Below are 18,839 nucleotides of genomic sequence, written 5' to 3'. Positions count from 1 at the left end.
TGGCGGCGCCTTCGGTGCCGCCATGCACCCTCTCCATACTGCTGTTATCTTGATATTAAGCAAGTATTCTTAAGGTTCGCTTCAGCCAGAGGCCGTAGACTGGCTACGTTGTCGTGAAGCGGCCTGCAGCACTGTTCAGATCGCTATTCAGACATATTTATCAGGCATTCATTCGCCATAGCATTTAGGCTATCAGATCGATTAAATGTGCTGATTGGCACTCTCAAGCAGAGAGTGCTAATATAGGGACATACCAACAGCAGAACCGCCATGGACGCCAGATCAAGATGGTGCCGCGATCTGCAAAGTGCAAGACCGAATACGCAAAAACGACGATACAAGCTGCCACGTCGCGTGACGTGGCCAACTGGAACAAAGCAAGACTACGAGGGAGAAAACATGACTATGATGTCCGCAACGTCCGCATTGGTTCCGACCAAAAGTAATGCGCTGGGCCTCGGGTTCACTGGCAATCTGGGCAATATCGACGCCTATATTTCGGCCGTGAACCGCCTGCCCATGTTGACCCACGACGAAGAAATTTCGCTGGCGACACGCCTGCGCGAAAAAAATGACCTGGCCGCCGCGCAAGAACTGGTGCTGTCGCACCTGCGCCTGGTGGTCTCGATTGCCCGCGGCTACCTGGGCTATGGCTTGCCGCACGCCGACCTGATTCAGGAAGGTAATATCGGCTTGATGAAAGCCGTGAAACGTTTCGATCCGGACCAGGGCGTGCGCCTGGTGTCGTACGCCATGCATTGGGTGAAAGCCGAGATGCATGAGTACATCCTGAAAAACTGGCGCCTGGTCAAGGTCGCGACGACGAAGGCGCAGCGCAAGCTGTTCTTCAACTTGCGCAGCCACAAGACGGGCCTGGATGCGATGACGCCGAAGCAGATCGATGCGCTGGCCAAGCTGCTCGACGTGAAACGCGAAGAAGTGATCGAGATGGAAACGCGTTTGAGCGGCCGCGACATTGCGCTGGAATCGCCGACCGACGATGAAGACGACAAGTTTTCGCCGATCGCCTACCTGTCGTCGGAGCAAAGCGAGCCGACCAAGGTGCTGGAAGCGGAACAAGTGACGCGCCTGCAATCGGAAGGCCTGGAAACGGCCCTGTCCAAGCTGGACGCCCGTTCGCGCCGCATCATCGAAGCGCGCTGGCTGGCCAACGACGACGGTTCCGGCGCCACCCTGCACGCGCTGGCGGAAGAGTTCGGCGTATCGGCCGAGCGCATCCGCCAGATCGAAGTGGCGGCGCTGAAAAAAATGAAGGGCGCGCTGGCGGCCTACGTGTAATCGCAAGCAATGCCGCAATGTAAAAGGCGCCGCAAGGCGCCTTTTAGTTTTACAACTTGATGTTTATCAACAGATAAACATGGCAGCCCGTTAAGCTGCAGCCAGGCCCTTGCTGATCAATTCAGCAACGACTTCATTCAGATCCGCGCCGCGCTCCTTGGCCAGGGTCTGCAATTGCAAGACCAGATCGCTGTTCAGCTTGACGGCGAATGGCACCAGGCCCAGGGCCTGGTCGCGCTTGCGCTGTTCGCGGCGGTCGACGACCACCGCTTCCTTACCGAATGCACCGGCGCCGGGAACATTCATCTTTCCCATCAGTTTCTTGGCATCGCTTTTGGCCAGGTCGGTTTTTTTCATGGTTGTTTCCTGATTTTCAAAACAGCCATTCTACGCAGTAATCGGCGCGCCGCGTGGCTCGCGCCTCAATTCATCGGCAGCACGCCAATAGTGCGCCGGAAAAATATCATTTTGTTACTATCATTTTATCCCACGCGTGAACAAGCACGCCGGGGACGCACCACCTGAAAGGAAAAACATGTCTACTCTGAACCGCTCTTACCGCACCGTGCTGCTTCCCCTGTTCTTCGCCTGCCTGGCCATGCTGGCCGGCTGCGGCGCGGCCGGCAGCGCCGGCGACGCGGAAAACACGCCGCGCAGCGTCACCCACGTGCTTTCGCCGGGCGAACAGGTGGCCATCACGGCCACCGATACCCTGAAACTCGAACGCGTCAACGACAGCCGCTGCCGCAAGGGCGCCGTGTGCGTGTGGAAAGGCTACGTCAGCTACAGTTTCAGTTTGCTCAACAGCGCGGGCACGACCGACATCGTCCTGTCCGAGTCCATGCCCGGCGCCGCCAGTTCCGTCACCGTCAACCACCTGACGTTCACCCTGCTCGACGTCGACCCGGCCACGCCGCCGGCCCTGAATGCGGCCGAGCCCACCTACCGGGTCAAGGTGAAAATCACCCAGGGAGCGTTGCCCCGCTGATGGCTAGGCATCGTGGCGCCGCTGGCTGTCGGCGGGCGCCTGCTGCCGCTCCAGCATGCCGTAATCGCGCACGACGGCGGCAATGCGCAGCCGGTAATCGTCGAACACGCCGTGCCGGCCGGCCGATTGCGCCGCGCGGTGCGCTTCCAGCTGCCGCCACTGCGCCAGCGCCGCCTCGTCGCGAAAGAACGATAGCGACAGCAGCTTGCCTGGCTCGCTCAGGCTGCTGAAGCGCTCGATGGAAATGAAACCGTCCACCTCATCGAGCAGGGGCCGCAGGGACGCTGCCAGGTCCAGGTACTGCTGGCGTCCTGCGGCGCTGGGCCAGACCTCGAAAATCACGGCGATCATGCGTTTGCTCCTTGCACAAACATGGGGATCCGGGCGTTCAGCGACGGCAGATAACGCCACGCCAGCGGCAAGCTTTCCAATGCCCCGGCCCACGCCTGCAGGCAAGCCGTGGCGATGGCGAGCGCGATGGCCTGGCCCGGGCAGGCGTGGCGGCCATGGCCGAAGCCCGACTCCGCCTGGCCGGCGCTGGCCAGCACGACGAGAATCATCTGCCCGGCCGGCACGCGCACGCCATTGCACTCCGCGTCTTCCGCCGTGTAGCGGCGCGTGTTGTGGATGGCGGGATCGCGCAGGCTGACTTCGCGCAGCATGGCCGGCCACAGCTCGGGCGCGGCGCGCAGTTGCGGCAGCAAATCCGGCTGCGTGCGCAAGGCCACGATGGCATTGCCCAGCAAGCCGGCCGTGGCGTCGCACGTCTGCGACAGCAAGCCCACGAGGTTGGCCAGCACGCCGCCCGACGCTTGCCAAGCCAAGGCATCCGCCTCGGCCACGATGGCGGCCAGCATGCTGCCGGGCCTCACGTCGCCCTCGCGCAGCAGACGGCCAAAACTTTGCAGCAAGGCCTCGGCCGCCACGTGCGCACCGGCCAGTTGCTCGGCATTGCTCAGCGGCGACAGGCAGGCGACAAAAGCGCGCGTCCAGGCGGCCAGCGCCGGCCATTGCGCTGGCGCAAAGCCCAGCAAGTCCGCCATGGCGAACAGGGGCAGCTCAAAAACCGCGTCGTTCAGCTGCGCGGCGCTGCCGGGCACGCGGTCGCCGGCAAGGTGCAGCGCCCGCCACTGCAAGCGCGCCATATCCACCTGGCCCAGCGCGCGCGCCAACACCTGTTTCGGCACGGCATGCCGTTCGCCATCGTTCATGCGCACCAGTTCGGCAAAGATCGCGCCGCACGGCGTACCCGCCAGGTTGTGCGGCACGCCCAGGTCCGCTGGCCGCACGCGGCAGGCGGGATGCGCCAGCACGGCGCGCACGCCGGCCGCGCCCGTCGCCAGCCAGCAGTCGAGCTGCGCATCGAATCGCAGCGGCGGGCCGTCCGCCAGGCGGCGATAGTAATCGTACGGCGCCGCGTGGGTGACGGCAGAGAAAGGGTCGGCGGGGTCGGTAACAGAATCGGTGAGCGGCATGCGGCTTCCATTGCAGTGAGGTAGGGAGCAGAGTATGCTGGCCCTTCCACCACAACACTTCGCTAACGGACGAATCATGGATGACAAGCATCAAGCCCGCACGGCCGACATGGGACTGGCGCAACTGGCCGGCGCCATCGCCGAACCGGCCCGCGCGCGCATGCTGTGCAGCCTGCTCGACGGCCATGCGCGCACGGCCACGGAACTGGCGGCGCTGGCCGAGGTGGGCGCTTCGACGGCCAGCGCCCATCTGAGCCGGCTGCGCGACGATGGCTTGCTGTCGATGCTGGCGCAGGGCAAGCACCGCTACTACCGCCTGGCCAGCATGGAGGTGGGCCAGGCCCTCGAAGCGCTGCTGGTGGTGGCCGGCGTGGCGGCAACGCCGTTTACCCCCACCACGCCGGACCGCCTGCGCCATGCGCGCACCTGCTACGACCACATGGCCGGCACGGTGGCCGTCGCCCTGCATGACCAGCTGCACACGCAAGGCTGGCTGCTGGACGATGGCGGGGAATATCGTTTGTCGGAAGCGGGCGCGGCTGGCATGGCGGCCCTGGGCATCGACGTGCCGCAATTGCAGCGCCAGCGCCGCCGCTTCGCCTGTGCCTGCCTGGACTGGAGCGAACGGCGCGCCCACCTGGGCGGTGCGCTGGGGGCGGCCCTGCTGCAGCTGGCCCTGCGCCAGCGCTGGGCCGAGCGCGAACTCGACAGCCGCGCCCTGCGCCTCACGCCGGCCGGTGAACAACGCCTGCTGGCCGCCTTCCGTGGCGCCTGACCGGCGCAGGATTTTGTATCTCGGAAGCAACTAGAACGCGAAAAAATGCGCTTTTATCATTGTTTTCATTCATCATATGCTGCGCCCTTGAGCGATCATCTTTACCTTTCGGCCATGGAAAGAGTCCATCTTGAAAACAGTGTCATCCAGCACGCATCCCGCCAGCACCTGCCATAACTGCCATACCGATGCGCCAGGCAACTTCTGCAGCGCCTGTGGCCAGACAACGGCCGTGCACATGCCCAGCGCGCGCGAATTCCTGCATGAATTTGTCGCCCATTATGTGGCGCTCGAAGGCAAGCTCTGGCGTACCTTGGCCCTGCTGCTGTTCCGCCCTGGCGCACTCAGCAATGAATACCTCGCGGGACGCCGCGTGCGCTACGTCGAGCCGCTGCGCGTCTACCTGACCTTCAGCATCCTGTTCTTTGCCATCCTCAAGTTCAGCAGTCCCGACGTGTTCCTCACCGTCCACGACCAGCAAGCCCAGGTGGGTGCCCATGGCCCCCGCCAAGCTCCGGAAAACCAGACGTCGGCCATGCAGGTCAGCATTTTGGGCCAGACGCCCACCCTGCCGCGCCAATGGCAAGACTTTGAGCAACTGCCCACGACCGAGAAACAAAAACTCGTGGTGGAAAGCTTTTTCCATTACGCGCCGTACGCCATGTTTTGCCTGATGCCGCTGTTCGCCCTGTTCCTGAAAATCCTCTACCTGGGCAGCGGACGGCGCTATGGCGAGCATTTCCTGTTCGCCTTGCATACGAATGCCTTCGCCTTCATCACGATGGCGCTGATGCTCCTCATCCCCGTCGACCTGGTCCGCCTCGTGCTCGGCGCCTGGCTGCTGGCCTACCTGCCCTGGGCCATGTGGCGCGTGTATCCAAGCGGCAAACTCGCCACCGTCTGCCGCTGGCTGCTGCTGATGGTCGCCTACAGCCTCGCCATGAGCCTGGCGATCGTGGCCTGCATCGCCATCGGCGTGATGCTGCGGCATTAAGTTACGCCATCAAGAAGCGCTCTGGCGGTCCTGCTGCCAGCGGACGCACCGCCATTGATGCAGATCAATGACGATGGCTTGTGGCCGCTGGCACTGGGCGTGCTGGCGCACGGGCCATGCCTGCGTGTGCGCCGCAACGCTGCCCTGCCCGCTTATCAGCTGAATAGCTGAATAGCTGATTGTTGCCGGGTTTGCTAGAATCGCACACGTTTCCGTCCGTATCCCAACCCCTGACTACGCACAGATCACGCATGCATCCACGTTTGTTCGCCCCATTTATCCTCGTTGCGCTGCTGAGCGGCTGCACGGTACTCGCCCTGCGCCCCAACAGCGGCGTCGAAAACCGCACATTTACCGTGCAGGAAACCCCGCGCCTGCGCATCGACGCGCCCAAGGCGCGCATCCAGAACCCCATGCCCAACGACCACTTCATCGGCATCGCCCTGTCCGGCGGAGGCAGCCGCGCAGCCAATTTCTCGGCCGCCTCGCTGGAACAGCTGGAGCAGTTCGGCCTCGTCAGCGGCGCCTCGGCCATTTCCGGCGTCTCGGGCGGCGCCATCGCGGGCGGCTACTATGCGCTGCATGGCAAGCAGACGGACTGGCCCTTGCTGCGCAGCAAGCTGAAAACGGATTTCTTTGGCCAGACCATCTTGAAACCCGCCAACCTGACGACGATGTTGTTGACGAACAAGACGCGCACCTCGTTCCTGTCCGACGTGCTGGACGATGTGCTGTACGACAAGAAAACCTACCAGGACTTGCCGCACGGCGGCCCCATCTTCCTGGCCAACGCGACGGACGCCACGGATGGCGGCAAGCGCGTGGTGTTTTCCTACGAGTATTTCTACAGCACCCTGCATTCGCCGATCCAGGATATCCGCCTGGCCACGGCCGTGGCCACCTCGGCCGCCTTTCCCGGCGTGTTCGATTCCGTCACCTTCGAGCGTTTCCGTCCGAAAAACAGTTTCGTGCCGGAACTCGGTTCCGAGTCGCGCGAATCGCCGTCCTATGTGCACCTGTTCGATGGCGGCGCGGCCGACAACCTGGGCGTGGAAACCCTGTGGGACGTGGCCCTGACGCAACTGTACGGCAACGACATGGCCGTCGTGCCGCCGCGCCTGAACAGCAAGCCCTTCATCCTCATTTCCATCGATGCCAACGCACCCAATTCCAGCGCCGTGTTTGAAAAGATGTCGGACGAGCGCCAGCCGCTGGACCGCATCTTCAACAAGAATATCTACGATGCCGTCGACGCCCTGTTTTCGCGCCAGCGCAAGGAAAACCTCGTCAAGATGGGCTTTGGCCAAGCCCGCTTCGATACCATCACGCATGAAAACTTTGGCGACCTGAGCCAGAAATTCGTCAAGAGCAAGCGCACCTCGGCCTTTGCCATCCCCGTGCTGTGCCGCCCCCACCTGGGCCAGTACCGCTGCGAAGTCGATGCGGCCGATCCCTTGCCGGGCCAGATCCGCACGCGGCTGGAAGGCTTTGCCTGGCATATTTCCATCGATCAAATTGCCTCGCTGGCGCTGCGCCTGGCCAGCGAAGACGTGCACGTCGACAGTGCCCGCAAGGAAGAACGCGCCGCCCTCGTCAAGCTGCAACGGCTGGCCACGCAGACGAAAACCCATCTGAAGCTGACGGGCCCGGAAAATTGCAGCCCGGACGTGCTGCAATCGGCCCTGTACAGCGCCGCGCGCGTGCTGATCCTCGACGACGAGGAATCGCGCTTCGCCCTGTGCGACTACATGCTGGCGGGCCAGCTGATCAATGACGACACCGTCTGCAAGCAGCGCTATGTCCACGCCGTGCCCCGCTTCGCCATCGAGAGCGAAGATTTACAATACCGCAACCTGAGTTCGGACGGCAATTCCGTGAACGTGCCGATCCGCTGCAAGAAATGAGCGCGCACAAAAAAACCCGCACGATTGCTCGTGCGGGCTTTAGCGCAAGGATACCTGGCGCCCGGTTGATTTAGATCAACCGACTACGCCTGCGCATGTAGCTGCGGCTTAACGCGCCTTCCAGTTCCTGCTCCGTCTTATGCTGGTTCACCGTGTACAGGGCCCACAGGGCCGCCGGCGCCCAGCCGATCACAGTGCACTGCAAGATCAAGGCGGCGGCACCGGCCAGCGGGCGCCCCAGCATGAAAAACGTGAGACACGGAAGTAGCAAGGCTATCAGCAATCGCATCACGACATACTCTCCTTCAATATAGAGCAGCGGACAAGGGCCGGTATCCGGTCCGTCCCCCGCCCGCTGCGTACTGCTCCTTAATAAAGTCTGGCAAAATCGTCGCGAGCGAATGCGAGTTGCGGCCGAGAAGCGCAGCTGTGCGAATGCACAGTGAGCATCGCAGGCCGCAAATCGCGGCGCGCAGCAGATTTGGCCAGACCTTTATAGATGCACGGAAATCTGGGGCATTAAGTCGTCAAACGTGCGACCGTTGCCGTTTTCTCCGATGGCGTGCATCTTCCATTCGCCGTTATGGCGGTACAGCTTGGCCATGATCTGTGCCGTGTGGGAACCTTGCACAGACAGGTTGAAACGCGCGACTTCCTGGTTATTGCTGGCATTCAAGATGCGGCAATAGGCGTTTTCCACCTGCGAGAAGTTCTGGCCAGTAAAGCTGTTGACGGTGAAGACGAGGCTCTTCACGTGCGCCGGCACTTTCGACAGATCGACATTGATCTGTTCGTCGTCGCCATCGCCCGCGCCCGTGCGGTTGTCGCCCGTGTGGACGATGCTGCCGTCCTTGCTTTTCAGCTGGCGGAACCAGACGATGTCGGACGTGCTCTTGTTGTCATCGAACATGACGCACGAAGCGTCCAGGTCGACGGCTTCCGTCTTCGAACCGAAACCGAGGAAACCCTTGGTCTTGGCCGCATCCCAGCCCAGGCCCATGGTGATACGGGTCAGGGTGGTACCAGCTTCTTTGTCCAGAGAAATCTTCTGGCCCTTGCTCAAATTGACAGACATACGCATAGCTCCTGTTTAGTTGATTACTGCTTGATTACGCCGGCTTGCTTTGGGTCCAGGCAAGGAAGGCTGCGCGGTTGCGCGAGCACACGAGGATTTTTCCCGTGCCTGAAAACTTCAGCACCATGCCCTCGCCGCTGGTCTGGCTGTTGATCAGGTTACCCAGAAAGCCGCCGCTGCTGCCGGTCGTCATGGAAATTTCGTATTGCAGGCGGTTGTCCCAGCACACGACGTGCGAGTTATCGATCACCACGTCCTTGCCAGGCGTCACTTCGAGTATCGACATCGCGCCAAAACCGGATACCGCCAACTGGCCGCTGCCTGCCGTCTCGGTGATGAAAAAACCACCGCTCTGGGCAAACAGCGCATTGCCAAGGCTTTGCGTGCGCACCTTCAATTCCACGCCAGACGTGGCCGCCACGAAGGCGCCGTCGCTGATCATGTATTGCTGGGCGCCAACCTCGAGCACCCGCATCGCGCCGGGCAAGGTGGGCGACAGCAGACAATCGCCGTCGCCCCGCATGGCCTCGATATGCTGCTGAAAGAACGATTCCCCGTTGGCAAAGGTGCGCATCAGCGCGGCGCCTATGCCGCCCGTCATCTTGCCTTTCAGCTCAAGATTGGTTTCCATCATCACCATCGCATTGGACTCGCAATAAATCTTCTCGCCCTTGGCAAGCGACACATGCAGGAACGGGTCGACGTCCCCGGTAATATTGAAAACTGGCATACCTATTCCTTCCTCAACGATGATGGTGATGGCGGCGGCCCGCACTACGGACCGCCTGTACTATTTACTATTGACGACTTAGACGCCGACGCCGAACGAGGCAGCTAATGGACCTAAACCGCCCTTGTAACCCTGGCCGATGGCCTTGAATTTCCAATCGCCGCCATTGCGGTAGATTTCGCCGAAGACCATGGCCGTTTCCGCCGAACCGTCTTCCGACAGGTCGAAGCGGGCGATTTCCGTGTTGCCGTTGGCATTCACGCAACGCACGTACGCCTTCGATACCATACCAAAGTTTTGCTTGCGCGCTTCGGCATCGTGAATCGTGACGCAGACGGCGATCTTGTCGATCTCGGCCGGCACCGTGGCCAGGTCGACGACGACGGTTTCATCGTCGCCATCGCCGGCGCCCGTGGTGTTGTCGCCCGAGTGGGTGACGGAGCCGTCGCTCGATTTCAGGTTGTTGTAGAAAATCATGTCGACGTCGGCGCGAACCTTGCCGTCGGCCTTCAGCAGGAACACGGAACCGTCGATGTCGAACGCGGCGCCGTCGGTGGCGCGGGCATCCCAGCCCAGGCCGATGATCATCTTCGAAATGCCGGGGGCTTCCTTGCTCAGGTTGACGTTGCCGCCTTTTTGCAGACTGATTGCCATGATGTATTACTCCTATGTGGGTTGTGTAAGACCAAACACCTGGCGTCCTCCACAGGCCTGACTCCCCAGGCCGGCGGCGACGCTTGCTACAACTTGCCGACAAACGGGTGTAGTCGTTTGTCGCGCATTCTTTACACTGCCTTGACCGCTTCCAGCGCTTCCGTCCGGCCTTCTTCGAGGGCCATCCTGCGCTTGTAGCGGATCGACGACCACAGCGAGGCGAGGATGAAGGCCACGCCGATCAGACCCGTGAAGATCTCGGGAATGTGGAACTTCATGCTGACCAACATGATCACGGCCAGGATACCGATCGCATAGTGCGCGCCGTGCTCCAGATAAACGAACTCGTCGAGCGTGCCCTTGCGCACCAGGAACACCGTCATCGAACGCACGAACATCGCGCCGATCGCCAGGCCCAGCATGATGATCACGACATCCTTGGTGATGGCAAACGCGCCGATCACGCCGTCAAAGCTGAACGAGGCGTCGAGCACTTCCAGGTACAGGAAGCCGCCAATGCCGCCGCGCTTGACGATGTCGCCCACGTTGCCGTCGCCGTTATCGCCTTCCAGCAAGCCGCTGACCACATCGACGCCCACGTAGGTCAAAATACCCCACAGACCGGCCGTCAGCACCACCAGTTTCTGGCCTTCTTCGATCATCGACAGGCTGGCCATCAGGGTGCCCAGCGCGATCATCACGGAAATCGACGAGATCTTGCCCAGCGCGCCCAGTTTTTCTTCAATACGGCCCAGCCAGTGCGTTTCCTTCTCCGAGTCCAGCAGGAAGTTCAGGAACACCAGCAGCAGGAAGATGCCGCCGAAGGCCGCCACTTCCGCATGGTGATTCGTCAGGTGCATCGAGTACTGTTCAGGATTGCTCAGTGCCAGATTCCATACTTCCATCAAGCCCAGGTCGGCCGCTTGCGCCACGATGACCAGCGGAAACACCAGACGCATGCCAAAGACGGCGATGATGATGCCGACGCCCAGGAACAAGCCCTGCCAGAACTTGTCCCAGTTCTTCAGCACCGAGGCGTTGACCACCGCGTTGTCGAACGACAGCGAGACTTCCATCACGCCCAGGATCACCGCGATACCGAGCGCCGCCAGCATCGTCTGCACGCCGCCGTGCGTGTAACCCCACCAGGCGGAAATGCCCAGGCAGATAAATGTCACTAGAAATGACACTCTGAAATGTTTCATCGATAGTTCCCCTTTATCCAAATTCAATGGAACGTAGTATAGGGACGTGTGACACATTTAAAAATAGAAGATAATGGAAGTATTACTTCGTAAAAACAGAAGATAGAGGATGCAGCGATGAAAACCACCGGTTTCAATTACCGCCATTTGTACTTCTTTTGGGTGGTCGCCAAGGAAGGCGGCGTGACGCGCGCGGCTGAACGGCTGGGACTGGCCGTGCAAACCATCAGCACCCAGCTGGCCCTGCTGGAAAAGGAACTGGGCAAGTCGCTGCTGCAGCCGCAGGGGCGGCGCCTGGTGCCGACGGAAGTGGGCCGGCTGGCGCTCGGCTACGCGGACCAGATTTTCCTGCTGGGCGAGCAGATGCAGGAAGCGCTGGCCGACACCGACGCGGAAAAGATGCGCCTGACGGTGGGCATTTCCGATTCCTTGCCGAAACTGATGGCGTACCGCATGCTCGACGCCACGCGCAGCCTGGACAAGCCCGTCAAGCTGGTGTGCCTGGAAGATGAATTCGAATCCTTGCTGGCCGACCTGGCCTTGCACAAGCTGGACCTGGTGTTGACGGACCGCGCCGTGCCGGCCGGCGCCAGCCTGCGCGTGTCCAGCCACCTGTGGGGCGAGAGCGCCATGAAGCTGTTCGGCATCCCCGCGCTGGCCGCCCAGTACCGCGACAATTTCCCGCACAGCCTGCACGGCGCCCCCTTTTTACTGCCCGCGCGCAACAACGCCTTGCGCGGGCGTATCGACGAATGGATGGTGCAGCAAGGCGTGCGTCCCGACGTGGTCGGCGAATTCGAGGACAACGCCATGCTCAACGCGTTCGGCCGCAAGGGCCTGGGCCTGTTCTTCGCCTCCGCCAGCCTGGCGGCCGATATCGAGGAACAATTCGGCGCCGTGCTGGTCGGCGACGCCTCGTCCCTGCGCGAGCAGTTTTACGTCATTTCCAACGAGCGCAAGATCATGCATCCGGCCCTCGACGTCATCCTCGCGGCCATCCAGGGCCAGCCGAAGATTCACAAGGAAACCTGATAAATCCATTCGAAAATAACGTTTGAATAATCAATCAAAAGCGATTGTAATAAAGCCTGAGACAAACACGCGCCCGTCCCTCGCCGGCTGGGTGCGATCATCATAAAAAACAGGAGCGGCACCATGTCCACGGCAGGTAAGACGATCGATATTCCCGATCTCATCAATAACAACAAGATCGGCTCCTTCCAGATCGGCATGCTGATCCTGTGCGGGCTGTGCGTCATCATGGATGGCTTCGACGTACAGGCCATGGGCTATGTGGCGCCCGCCATCATTGCCGACTGGCATGTGAGCAAGGCCAACCTGGGCCCCGTGTTCGGCGCGGGTCTCCTGGGCATGCTGGTCGGCTCGCTCGTCTTCAGCATCACGGCCGACAAGTTCGGCCGCCGCCCCGTGCTGATCGGCTCGACCATCTTCTTTTCGCTGTGCATGCTGGTCACGCCGCTGGCCACCACCATCGAGCAATTGCAGCTGATCCGTTTCATCACGGGCCTGGGCCTGGGCGCCGTGATGCCGAACGCCATGGCGCTGGCCGGCGAATACAGCCCCCTGCGCAAGAAAGTCACCCTGATGATGCTGGTCTCGTGCGGCTTTACCCTGGGCGCCGTGCTGGGCGGTTTATTGTCCGCCGCGCTGATTCCCGCATTCGGCTGGCAATCCGTGTTTTACGTGGGCGGCGTGGTGCCGCTCGCCATTGGCGTGCTGATGTTCTTCCTGCTGCCGGAATCGATGCAATTCCTGGTGCTCAAGAAACGCAAGCTGGATAAAGTCGCCAAGTGGCTGAAACGCATCGACCCGACGGTCACCATCACGGCCGACACGCAATACCTCGTGCACGAGAAAGAGCACAAGGGTGCGCCCGTGCTGCAATTGTTTACGGGCGGCCGCGCAAAGATGACGATCCTGCTGTGGGTCATCAACTTCATGAACTTGCTCAACTTGTATTTCCTGTCGAACTGGCTGCCGACGATTGCCAAGGAAGCGGGCCTGTCGACGGCCAACGCCGTGCTGGCCGGCACGGCCCTGCAAGTGGGCGGCACCATCGGCACCCTCGTCATGGGCCAGCTGATCGACCGCTCCAGCTTCCGCCGCATCCTGCTGCCCTGCTTCCTCGTTGCGGCAGTCGCCATTGCCCTGATCGGCCGCCCGGATGTGTCGCTGGCCTTCCTGTTCATCACGATCTTCATCGCCGGTTTTTGCGTGGTGGGCGGCCAGCCGGCCGTCAACGCCCTGGCGGCCAGCTACTATCCGACCACCCTGCGTTCGACGGGCATCGGCTGGAGCCTGGGCGTGGGCCGCATCGGCTCCATCATCGGCCCCGTGCTCGGTGGCGAACTGATCCGCCTGAACTGGCCCAACAGCACGATTTTCCTCGTCGTCGCCATCCCGGCGGTGGTCTCGGCCGTCATGGTGTTTGCCATGCGCGGCGGGCCGCAAACGGCGGCCAAAGGCTGAACAAGCGTGAAAAACCTGCCGCGCCCGCCTGCCTGCACGGGCGGCGAGCGCGGCTAAATTAGGCTATGGCGCCCTTCGTCGTTTAAGATGTCGTTTTTACAGCCCATCTTCAGCGCCCCCATGCACAATGTCTTGCTAGTCCTGCTCGCCCTCTTCCTGGTCGCGCTGAACGGTTTTTTTGTTGCCGCCGAGTTTGGCATCGTCACCTTGCGGCGCACGCGCATCCGCGCCATCGCCAAGACACAGGGGCTGCGGGGCCGCATCCTGGCCAAGGTGCATGGCCAGCTGGACGCCTACCTGTCCGCCTGCCAGCTGGGCATCACCCTCGCGTCGCTGGGCCTGGGCTGGGTCGGCGAACCGGCCTTCGCCGGCTTGCTCGAGCCCCTGTTCGGCGCCATCGGCGTCACCTCGCAAGAGCTGATCCACGGCGTGTCCTTCGTCGTCGCCTTCAGCGTGATTTCCTTCCTGCATATCGTCGTGGGCGAACTGGCGCCCAAATCGATGGCCATCCGCAACCCGGAAGCCGTCGGCCTGTGGAGCGCGATTCCCCTGTACGGCTTTTACTGGACCATGTACCCGGCCATCTACCTGCTCAACGCCAGCGCCAACTGGGTGCTGCGCCTGGCGGGCCTGTCCGGCAAGGGCGGCCACGACGCCCATTATTCGTCCGAAGAACTGAAACTGATCCTGCGCACCAGCCAGCCGGGCGAGAAATTTACGCGCGACGAGCGCAACATCCTGGCGCAATCGCTTGATTTCGAACAAATGACGGTGTCGGACCTGATGCGCCCGATCAATGAAGTGATCGCCCTGCACGCTTCCAACACCCTGGAAGAAAACCTCGACACGGTGCTGCGCAACCGCTTCAGCCGCTACCCGTATTTCGACACGAATGAAGACGACGTGCTGGGCGTGGTGCACCTGAAGGACCTGTTCTTTGCCCAGCAGGCGGGCAAGCCGATCACCTCGCTCACGCCCTTCCTGCGTCCCGTGGACGTCATTTCCGCGCGCACGCCGGCGCTGGAACTGTTCCGGCGCTTTCGCGACGGCGCGCCCCACTTCGCCCTGATCGGCGAAAAGGGCAAGCGCCCGCTGGGGTTCATCACCCTGGATAACTTGCTCGGCGCCATGGTCGGCGAAATCCGCGATGAATTCCGCCGCAATGAAAACGACTGGCTCAAGCAGAGCGACGGCACCCTGATCGGCAAGGCCAGCCTGCCCATCTTTTCGCTCGAACGCATCCTCGGCATCGATATCGAAAACGAGGAACTGGGGCTGGACGACGTGGAATCGGTGGGCGGCTTGATCATGGTCAAGCTGGGAGATATTCCAAAGCAGGGCCAGCGCATCACCTTCGTCGACTTCGACATCGTCGTCAAGAAGATGAACGGGCCCCGCATCGTGCTCATCAAGGTGATCCCGAAACAGGAACGCGACCTCGATGCGGACTTGCGCGATTAATCTTTTTTCAAGGTAAGCGTATCCTTACCCTGCGGCACGGTGGTTTCGCCCACCGTCCACGTTTGCAGCAAGCTGTACAGTACCGCCAGCAGGGTCGGGCCGATAAAGATGCCGACGAAGCCGAAGGCCAGCACACCGCCCAGCACGCCCAGCAGCACCAGCAGGAAGGGCAAGCTGCTGCCGCGGCTGATCAGCATGGGTTTGACCACGTTGTCCACGCCGCTGATCAGCAGCGCGCCCCACACCAGCATGAAGATGCCCCAGCCCGTCTGCCCGTCGGTAAACAGCCAGATGGCGGCGCCGCCCCAGATCAGGGGCGGGCCCACGGGGATCAGCGAAAAGATGAAGGTGGCCACGCCCAGCAGCGCCACGGCCGGCACGCCGGCGATCAGGAAACCCACCACCGCCACCAGCGCTTGCGCCAGCGCCGTGCCCAGCAAGCCGTACATGACGCCGCGCACGGTGCGGCTGATGGTCAGGCCCACGCCGGGCGCACTGTCGCCGATGATGCGGCCGGCGCCCGTCATCAGGGCGCGGCTCAGCTGCTGGCCGTCGCGGTAGAGGAAGAAGCTGACGAACACGGCCAGGCTGGTCTGCGCCAGGCCCGTGCCCAGCAGGATGCCGCCGGAAGCGAGGAAGTGGCGCGCCGGTTCCAGCATGGTCTTACCCAAATTCAATAATTCCTCGCGGTCAGCCAGCAGGCGCTGCACGTAGCCATCGATGGTTTCGCCCACCACGGGTATGCTGGCCAGCCAGGCCGGCGGATGCAGGCCGCCCGATTCCAGCGCGGCGCGCAGCTGTTCATAGATGCGCGACACATTGTCGGCCAGGTTGTAGGTGACGAGGGCCAGCGGCAGCACGATGACCAGGATCAGGGACAGGGTCATGATGGCGGCGGCCCAGTTGCGCCGGCCTTTCAGGCGTTCGAGCAGGAGCAGATACAGGGGCCAGCTGGAAATGCCCACGCAGGCGGCAAACAGCATGGCGGCGAGGAAGGGCCGCAAGACGAAAAAGCAGCCGATCAACAAAAAGATGATGGCTGCCAGACGGGCGTGGGGCTCGAAACGTTTATCCATGTACTGCGTATCCTGAAGATGGCGCCCGGGGGCGCGACCAGATCAGGATAGCAGAAGTTTAAGATCGTGCGCGATGGCGGCCGGCTTTTCGCCGTGGCGCACGAACAGGCGGATCTTGCCTTCGCGGTCGAAGACATAGGTGCCGGCCGTGTGGTCGACCGTGTAGCTTTCGTCCGTCTCGCCCTCGACCTTGGCGTAATACACCTTGAATTCCTTGGCCACCTTGGCCGTCGCGGCCGCATCGCCATACAGGCCGACGAAACGCTTGTCGAAGGCGGGCACGTACTGCGCCAGCAATTGCTGCGTGTCGCGCTCGGGGTCGACGGTGACGAACAGCACTTGCACCTGCTCCGCCTGCGGACCCATTTCCTGCATCACCTGGGCCATGTCGGCCATGGTGGTGGGGCAGACGTCGGGACACTGCGTGTAGCCGAAGAACATCAGCACCAGCTTGCCCTTGTAGTCGGCCAGGGTGCGCGGGTGGCCCGTGTGGTCCGTCAGCGCGAACTCGCGCGCATAGCCGAGGCCCGTCACGTCCGTGTTCTTGAAGGCCAGCTTGGGCGCGGCCGGCTTGCCGCAGCCGGCCAGGATGGCGACGAGTGCGGCCGCCAGCAACAGTGTCAGGGTTTTTTTCATGTTCCGAGGGGAATGTAGTGGTCGACCAGCAAAGCCGCGAACAGCAAGGCCAGGTAGATGATGGAAAACGTAAAGGCCTTGCGCGCGATCAAGTCCGTGTAGTGGCGGTACATCTTCCACGCGTAATACAGGAAGCCGGCGTTGAGCACCACGGCAGAAGCCAGGTAGATCAGCCCGCTCATGCGCACGGCATACGGCAGCAAGGTGGTGGCGGCCAGCGCGATCGAGTACAGCCAGACGTGGAACTGCGTGAACTTCAAGCCGTGCGTGACGGGCAGCATGGGCAAGCCCGAGCGCGCGTAATCGTCGCGGCGGTACATGGCCAGCGCCCAGAAGTGCGGTGGCGTCCAGACGAAAATGATCAGGACCAGCAGCCAGGCCTGCATCGGCACGTCGTTGGCGACGGCCGCCCAGCCCAGCGCGGGCGGCATGGCGCCGGACAGGCCGCCGATGACGATATTTTGCGGCGTGGCCGGTTTGAGCACCATGGTATAGATCAAGGCATAGCCGACAAAGGTGACAAAAGTCAGCCACATGGTCAGCGGATTGACGAGGTGGTACAGAATCGCCATGCCCAGGCCGCCGATCACCAGCGCGAACACGACCGTCTGTTTCACCGTGATGTCGCCCATGGCCATGGGGCGGCGCGCCGTGCGGGCCATGCGCGCGTCGATTTCGCGCTCGGCCAGGCAATTGACGGCAAACGCGGCGCCGGCCAGCAGCCAGATGCCGATGGTGCCGAACACCACCGCATGCCAGTCGGGCAACTCTTCGCTGGCCAGGAACATGCCGATGACGGCGCAAAACACGGCCAGCTGCGTCACGCGGGGCTTGGTCAGCGCCCAATACTGGGCGATGCGGGGGGAAGGTTTACGGCTGATGGTCTGAGTAGTCATTTATGCGGTACGGGAAGGACTGGCTGGTGCCGAGGGCACTGGCGCGGCGGCGCAAGCGCGCTGAACATTGCGCGCTACATCGAGTTGGAATTTAGCCTTGTAGTTTAACATGGTCAGCAATAACACGAGCAGCGCCGCCCCGCCGTTATGCATGACGGCAATCGACAGCGGCCAGCTCAGGTAGATGGTCGCCAGGCCCGTGGCCGCCTGCAGGGCCAGCACCAGCGCCACCCAGCGGGCCGTGCCGCGCAGGGACGGCAGTTTCCACGCGCGCAACACGGTATAGCCGATGCCGGCCAGCACGATGAAGGCGAAATTGCGGTGCACCCAGTGGATGGCCGTCAGCGCGGAAAACGGCAAGTAATGGCCGGCGGCCGTCTTGCCCAGTTCGCGCCACAAATGGAAACCATGCTCGAAATCCATTTCCGGAATCACCTTGCCGCCGCACAGGGGGAAATCCGTGCACGCCAGGGTGGCGTAGTTGGTGCTCACCCAGCCGCCCAGCGCGATCTGCACCGTCAACAGCACGAGCGACATGACGGCCAGCGCGCGCACGGGGCGCAGCACGGACGCGTCCGCATCGGCCCGCTTGATAGGCGCCACGGCATGGTCCTGGCGTCCGCCCAGCCACGTCAGCATGGCCAGCAAGCCCATGCCCAGCAGCAAGTGGATGGTGACGATCACCGGTTGCAGCTTCAAGGTGACGGTCCACGCGCCGAACGCGCCCTGCAGGCAGACGAACAGGAACAGCGCCGTCGGCAGCGCGGGAGCGAATTCCTGCCGCTTGCTTTTCTTCCACTGGCGCCACGCCTGCACCATCATCGCCACGATCAAGACGCCGATGGCCATGGCCAGGTAGCGGTGCGTCATTTCGATCCACGCTTTCACGACCGTCACGGGGCCCGTCGGCATCAGGGTTTCCGCCGCCACGATGTGCTCGTGCGCGAGGAAAGGATTAGCAGAACCATAACATCCAGGCCAGTCAGGGCAACCGAGGCCGGAATCGGACAGGCGCGTAAAACCGCCGAACATGATCAGGTCGACCGTCAGGAAGACGGCGATCCATACGAGCTTGCGGTACTTGTTGGCGTCCGCGGACACCCAGACCATGGTCAGCGGCAGCAGCGCCACCAGCAGACCAGTCAAGCCCAGCTGGGCCAGCGCGGAGAGATGCATCGTCG

The 18,839-nt window shown here is 62.3% G+C and carries 20 protein-coding genes; 8 read left to right on the top strand and 12 right to left on the bottom strand.

Going from position 1 to position 18,839, the window contains the following annotated elements; genetic code table 11:
- The first annotated feature begins 405 nt into the window (after positions 1-405).
- On the top strand, positions 406-1,299 hold the full coding sequence (gene rpoH, locus NCG91_RS21120; protein ID WP_034784924.1) for an RNA polymerase sigma factor RpoH: 894 nt from the start codon (positions 406-408) through the stop codon (positions 1,297-1,299).
- A gap of 90 nt (positions 1,300-1,389) precedes the next feature.
- Here rpoH and NCG91_RS21115 read toward each other — a convergent pair whose 3' ends face one another.
- Positions 1,390-1,656: a hypothetical protein gene (locus NCG91_RS21115; protein ID WP_077399791.1), complete on the bottom strand. Its 267-nt coding sequence runs from the start codon at positions 1,654-1,656 to the stop codon at positions 1,390-1,392.
- A 178-nt stretch (positions 1,657-1,834) separates the two neighbouring features.
- Between NCG91_RS21115 and NCG91_RS21110 the strand changes: the two genes are divergently transcribed.
- Positions 1,835-2,287: a hypothetical protein gene (locus tag NCG91_RS21110; RefSeq protein ID WP_251351062.1), complete on the top strand. Its 453-nt coding sequence runs from the start codon at positions 1,835-1,837 to the stop codon at positions 2,285-2,287.
- A 3-nt stretch (positions 2,288-2,290) separates the two neighbouring features.
- On the opposite strand, the gene NCG91_RS21105 is transcribed toward NCG91_RS21110, so the two are convergent.
- Together NCG91_RS21105 and NCG91_RS21100 are read right to left on the bottom strand one after the other, a co-directional pair.
- Positions 2,291-2,638 carry an antibiotic biosynthesis monooxygenase family protein gene (locus tag NCG91_RS21105; RefSeq protein WP_099665447.1) on the bottom strand — a complete coding sequence of 116 codons (348 nt, stop codon included), beginning with the start codon at positions 2,636-2,638 and terminating at the stop codon, positions 2,291-2,293.
- Entirely contained in the window at positions 2,635-3,762 is a 1,128-nt protein-coding gene (locus tag NCG91_RS21100; RefSeq protein WP_251351061.1) for a cytochrome P450 family protein, read from the bottom strand. The genes NCG91_RS21105 and NCG91_RS21100 overlap by 4 nt, the downstream gene beginning before the upstream one ends.
- A 76-nt stretch (positions 3,763-3,838) precedes the next feature.
- Between NCG91_RS21100 and NCG91_RS21095 the strand changes: the two genes are divergently transcribed.
- The 3 genes from NCG91_RS21095 (at position 3,839) to NCG91_RS21085 (ending at position 7,435) form a co-directional block, all read left to right on the top strand.
- Positions 3,839-4,537: an ArsR/SmtB family transcription factor gene (locus NCG91_RS21095; protein ID WP_251351060.1), complete on the top strand. Its 699-nt coding sequence runs from the start codon at positions 3,839-3,841 to the stop codon at positions 4,535-4,537.
- A 139-nt stretch (positions 4,538-4,676) separates the two neighbouring features.
- Complete coding sequence (locus NCG91_RS21090) at positions 4,677-5,531, top strand: DUF3667 domain-containing protein (protein ID WP_251351112.1); 855 nt, start codon at positions 4,677-4,679, stop codon at positions 5,529-5,531.
- A 251-nt stretch (positions 5,532-5,782) separates the two neighbouring features.
- On the top strand, positions 5,783-7,435 hold the full coding sequence (locus NCG91_RS21085) for a patatin-like phospholipase family protein (RefSeq protein WP_251351059.1): 1,653 nt from the start codon (positions 5,783-5,785) through the stop codon (positions 7,433-7,435).
- A 70-nt stretch (positions 7,436-7,505) separates the two neighbouring features.
- Here NCG91_RS21085 and NCG91_RS21080 read toward each other — a convergent pair whose 3' ends face one another.
- The 5 genes from NCG91_RS21080 to NCG91_RS21060 form a co-directional block, all read right to left on the bottom strand.
- The gene (locus NCG91_RS21080) at positions 7,506-7,724 is read right to left on the bottom strand and encodes a hypothetical protein (protein ID WP_034784905.1); all 219 of its coding nucleotides are present in this window, start codon (positions 7,722-7,724) and stop codon (positions 7,506-7,508) included.
- 204 nt (positions 7,725-7,928) lie between these two features.
- The gene (locus tag NCG91_RS21075; RefSeq protein WP_099665451.1) at positions 7,929-8,510 is read right to left on the bottom strand and encodes a TerD family protein; all 582 of its coding nucleotides are present in this window, start codon (positions 8,508-8,510) and stop codon (positions 7,929-7,931) included.
- A 34-nt stretch (positions 8,511-8,544) separates the two neighbouring features.
- A complete protein-coding gene (locus tag NCG91_RS21070) occupies positions 8,545-9,240 on the bottom strand; it encodes a TIGR00266 family protein (RefSeq protein WP_251351058.1) in 696 nt (231 codons plus the stop codon).
- Positions 9,241-9,318: 78 nt separating this feature from the next.
- Positions 9,319-9,894 (bottom strand): TerD family protein, encoded by a 576-nt coding sequence (locus NCG91_RS21065; protein WP_070222543.1) that lies wholly within the window; start codon positions 9,892-9,894, stop codon positions 9,319-9,321.
- 131 nt (positions 9,895-10,025) lie between these two features.
- Positions 10,026-11,099 (bottom strand): DUF475 domain-containing protein, encoded by a 1,074-nt coding sequence (locus NCG91_RS21060; RefSeq protein WP_076568380.1) that lies wholly within the window; start codon positions 11,097-11,099, stop codon positions 10,026-10,028.
- 117 nt (positions 11,100-11,216) lie between these two features.
- Between NCG91_RS21060 and nhaR the strand changes: the two genes are divergently transcribed.
- The 3 genes from nhaR to NCG91_RS21045 all read left to right on the top strand — a co-directional run bounded on the left by nhaR (position 11,217) and on the right by NCG91_RS21045 (position 15,050).
- Positions 11,217-12,131 (top strand): transcriptional activator NhaR, encoded by a 915-nt coding sequence (gene nhaR, locus NCG91_RS21055; protein ID WP_251351057.1) that lies wholly within the window; start codon positions 11,217-11,219, stop codon positions 12,129-12,131.
- Between the two features lie 123 nt (positions 12,132-12,254).
- Complete coding sequence (locus tag NCG91_RS21050; protein ID WP_251351056.1) at positions 12,255-13,589, top strand: MFS transporter; 1,335 nt, start codon at positions 12,255-12,257, stop codon at positions 13,587-13,589.
- 120 nt (positions 13,590-13,709) lie between these two features.
- On the top strand, positions 13,710-15,050 hold the full coding sequence (locus NCG91_RS21045; RefSeq protein ID WP_099668233.1) for a hemolysin family protein: 1,341 nt from the start codon (positions 13,710-13,712) through the stop codon (positions 15,048-15,050).
- Here the strand turns inward: NCG91_RS21045 and NCG91_RS21040 are convergent.
- The 4 genes from NCG91_RS21040 to NCG91_RS21025 are packed head-to-tail and all read right to left on the bottom strand — an operon-like array spanning position 15,047 to position 18,834.
- Positions 15,047-16,126 (bottom strand): AI-2E family transporter, encoded by a 1,080-nt coding sequence (locus NCG91_RS21040; RefSeq protein ID WP_099665455.1) that lies wholly within the window; start codon positions 16,124-16,126, stop codon positions 15,047-15,049. The genes NCG91_RS21045 and NCG91_RS21040 overlap by 4 nt on opposite strands.
- Positions 16,127-16,168: 42 nt before the next feature.
- Complete coding sequence (locus NCG91_RS21035) at positions 16,169-16,762, bottom strand: SCO family protein (RefSeq protein WP_251351055.1); 594 nt, start codon at positions 16,760-16,762, stop codon at positions 16,169-16,171.
- Positions 16,759-17,658 (bottom strand): heme o synthase, encoded by a 900-nt coding sequence (gene cyoE / locus NCG91_RS21030; RefSeq protein WP_070258805.1) that lies wholly within the window; start codon positions 17,656-17,658, stop codon positions 16,759-16,761. The genes NCG91_RS21035 and cyoE overlap by 4 nt, the downstream gene beginning before the upstream one ends.
- Positions 17,659-18,834 (bottom strand): COX15/CtaA family protein, encoded by a 1,176-nt coding sequence (locus tag NCG91_RS21025; protein ID WP_251351111.1) that lies wholly within the window; start codon positions 18,832-18,834, stop codon positions 17,659-17,661.
- Positions 18,835-18,839: the final 5 nt, after the last annotated feature.

Source organism: Janthinobacterium kumbetense (genome assembly GCF_023703445.1).
GTDB classification, from domain to species: Bacteria; Pseudomonadota; Gammaproteobacteria; order Burkholderiales; family Burkholderiaceae_D; genus Janthinobacterium; species Janthinobacterium kumbetense.
The sequence above is the reverse complement of the archived record's forward strand: the minus strand, read 5'-3'. Positions and strand labels throughout refer to the sequence as shown.

Coding starts and splice junctions, on each gene's coding strand:
- NCG91_RS21115 (WP_077399791.1), bottom strand. CDS start 1,656: ATGAAAAAAACCGACCTGGCCAAAAGCGATGCCAAGAAACTGATGGGA.
- NCG91_RS21085 (WP_251351059.1), top strand. CDS start 5,783: ATGCATCCACGTTTGTTCGCCCCATTTATCCTCGTTGCGCTGCTGAGC.
- NCG91_RS21060 (WP_076568380.1), bottom strand. CDS start 11,099: ATGAAACATTTCAGAGTGTCATTTCTAGTGACATTTATCTGCCTGGGC.
- NCG91_RS21050 (WP_251351056.1), top strand. CDS start 12,255: ATGTCCACGGCAGGTAAGACGATCGATATTCCCGATCTCATCAATAAC.
- cyoE (WP_070258805.1), bottom strand. CDS start 17,658: ATGACTACTCAGACCATCAGCCGTAAACCTTCCCCCCGCATCGCCCAG.
- nhaR (WP_251351057.1), top strand. CDS start 11,217: ATGAAAACCACCGGTTTCAATTACCGCCATTTGTACTTCTTTTGGGTG.
- NCG91_RS21105 (WP_099665447.1), bottom strand. CDS start 2,638: ATGATCGCCGTGATTTTCGAGGTCTGGCCCAGCGCCGCAGGACGCCAG.
- NCG91_RS21080 (WP_034784905.1), bottom strand. CDS start 7,724: ATGCGATTGCTGATAGCCTTGCTACTTCCGTGTCTCACGTTTTTCATG.
- NCG91_RS21070 (WP_251351058.1), bottom strand. CDS start 9,240: ATGCCAGTTTTCAATATTACCGGGGACGTCGACCCGTTCCTGCATGTG.
- NCG91_RS21095 (WP_251351060.1), top strand. CDS start 3,839: ATGGATGACAAGCATCAAGCCCGCACGGCCGACATGGGACTGGCGCAA.
- NCG91_RS21035 (WP_251351055.1), bottom strand. CDS start 16,762: ATGAAAAAAACCCTGACACTGTTGCTGGCGGCCGCACTCGTCGCCATC.
- NCG91_RS21110 (WP_251351062.1), top strand. CDS start 1,835: ATGTCTACTCTGAACCGCTCTTACCGCACCGTGCTGCTTCCCCTGTTC.
- NCG91_RS21100 (WP_251351061.1), bottom strand. CDS start 3,762: ATGCCGCTCACCGATTCTGTTACCGACCCCGCCGACCCTTTCTCTGCC.
- NCG91_RS21025 (WP_251351111.1), bottom strand. CDS start 18,834: ATGCATCTCTCCGCGCTGGCCCAGCTGGGCTTGACTGGTCTGCTGGTG.
- NCG91_RS21045 (WP_099668233.1), top strand. CDS start 13,710: ATGCACAATGTCTTGCTAGTCCTGCTCGCCCTCTTCCTGGTCGCGCTG.
- NCG91_RS21040 (WP_099665455.1), bottom strand. CDS start 16,126: ATGGATAAACGTTTCGAGCCCCACGCCCGTCTGGCAGCCATCATCTTT.
- NCG91_RS21065 (WP_070222543.1), bottom strand. CDS start 9,894: ATGGCAATCAGTCTGCAAAAAGGCGGCAACGTCAACCTGAGCAAGGAA.
- rpoH (WP_034784924.1), top strand. CDS start 406: ATGATGTCCGCAACGTCCGCATTGGTTCCGACCAAAAGTAATGCGCTG.
- NCG91_RS21075 (WP_099665451.1), bottom strand. CDS start 8,510: ATGTCTGTCAATTTGAGCAAGGGCCAGAAGATTTCTCTGGACAAAGAA.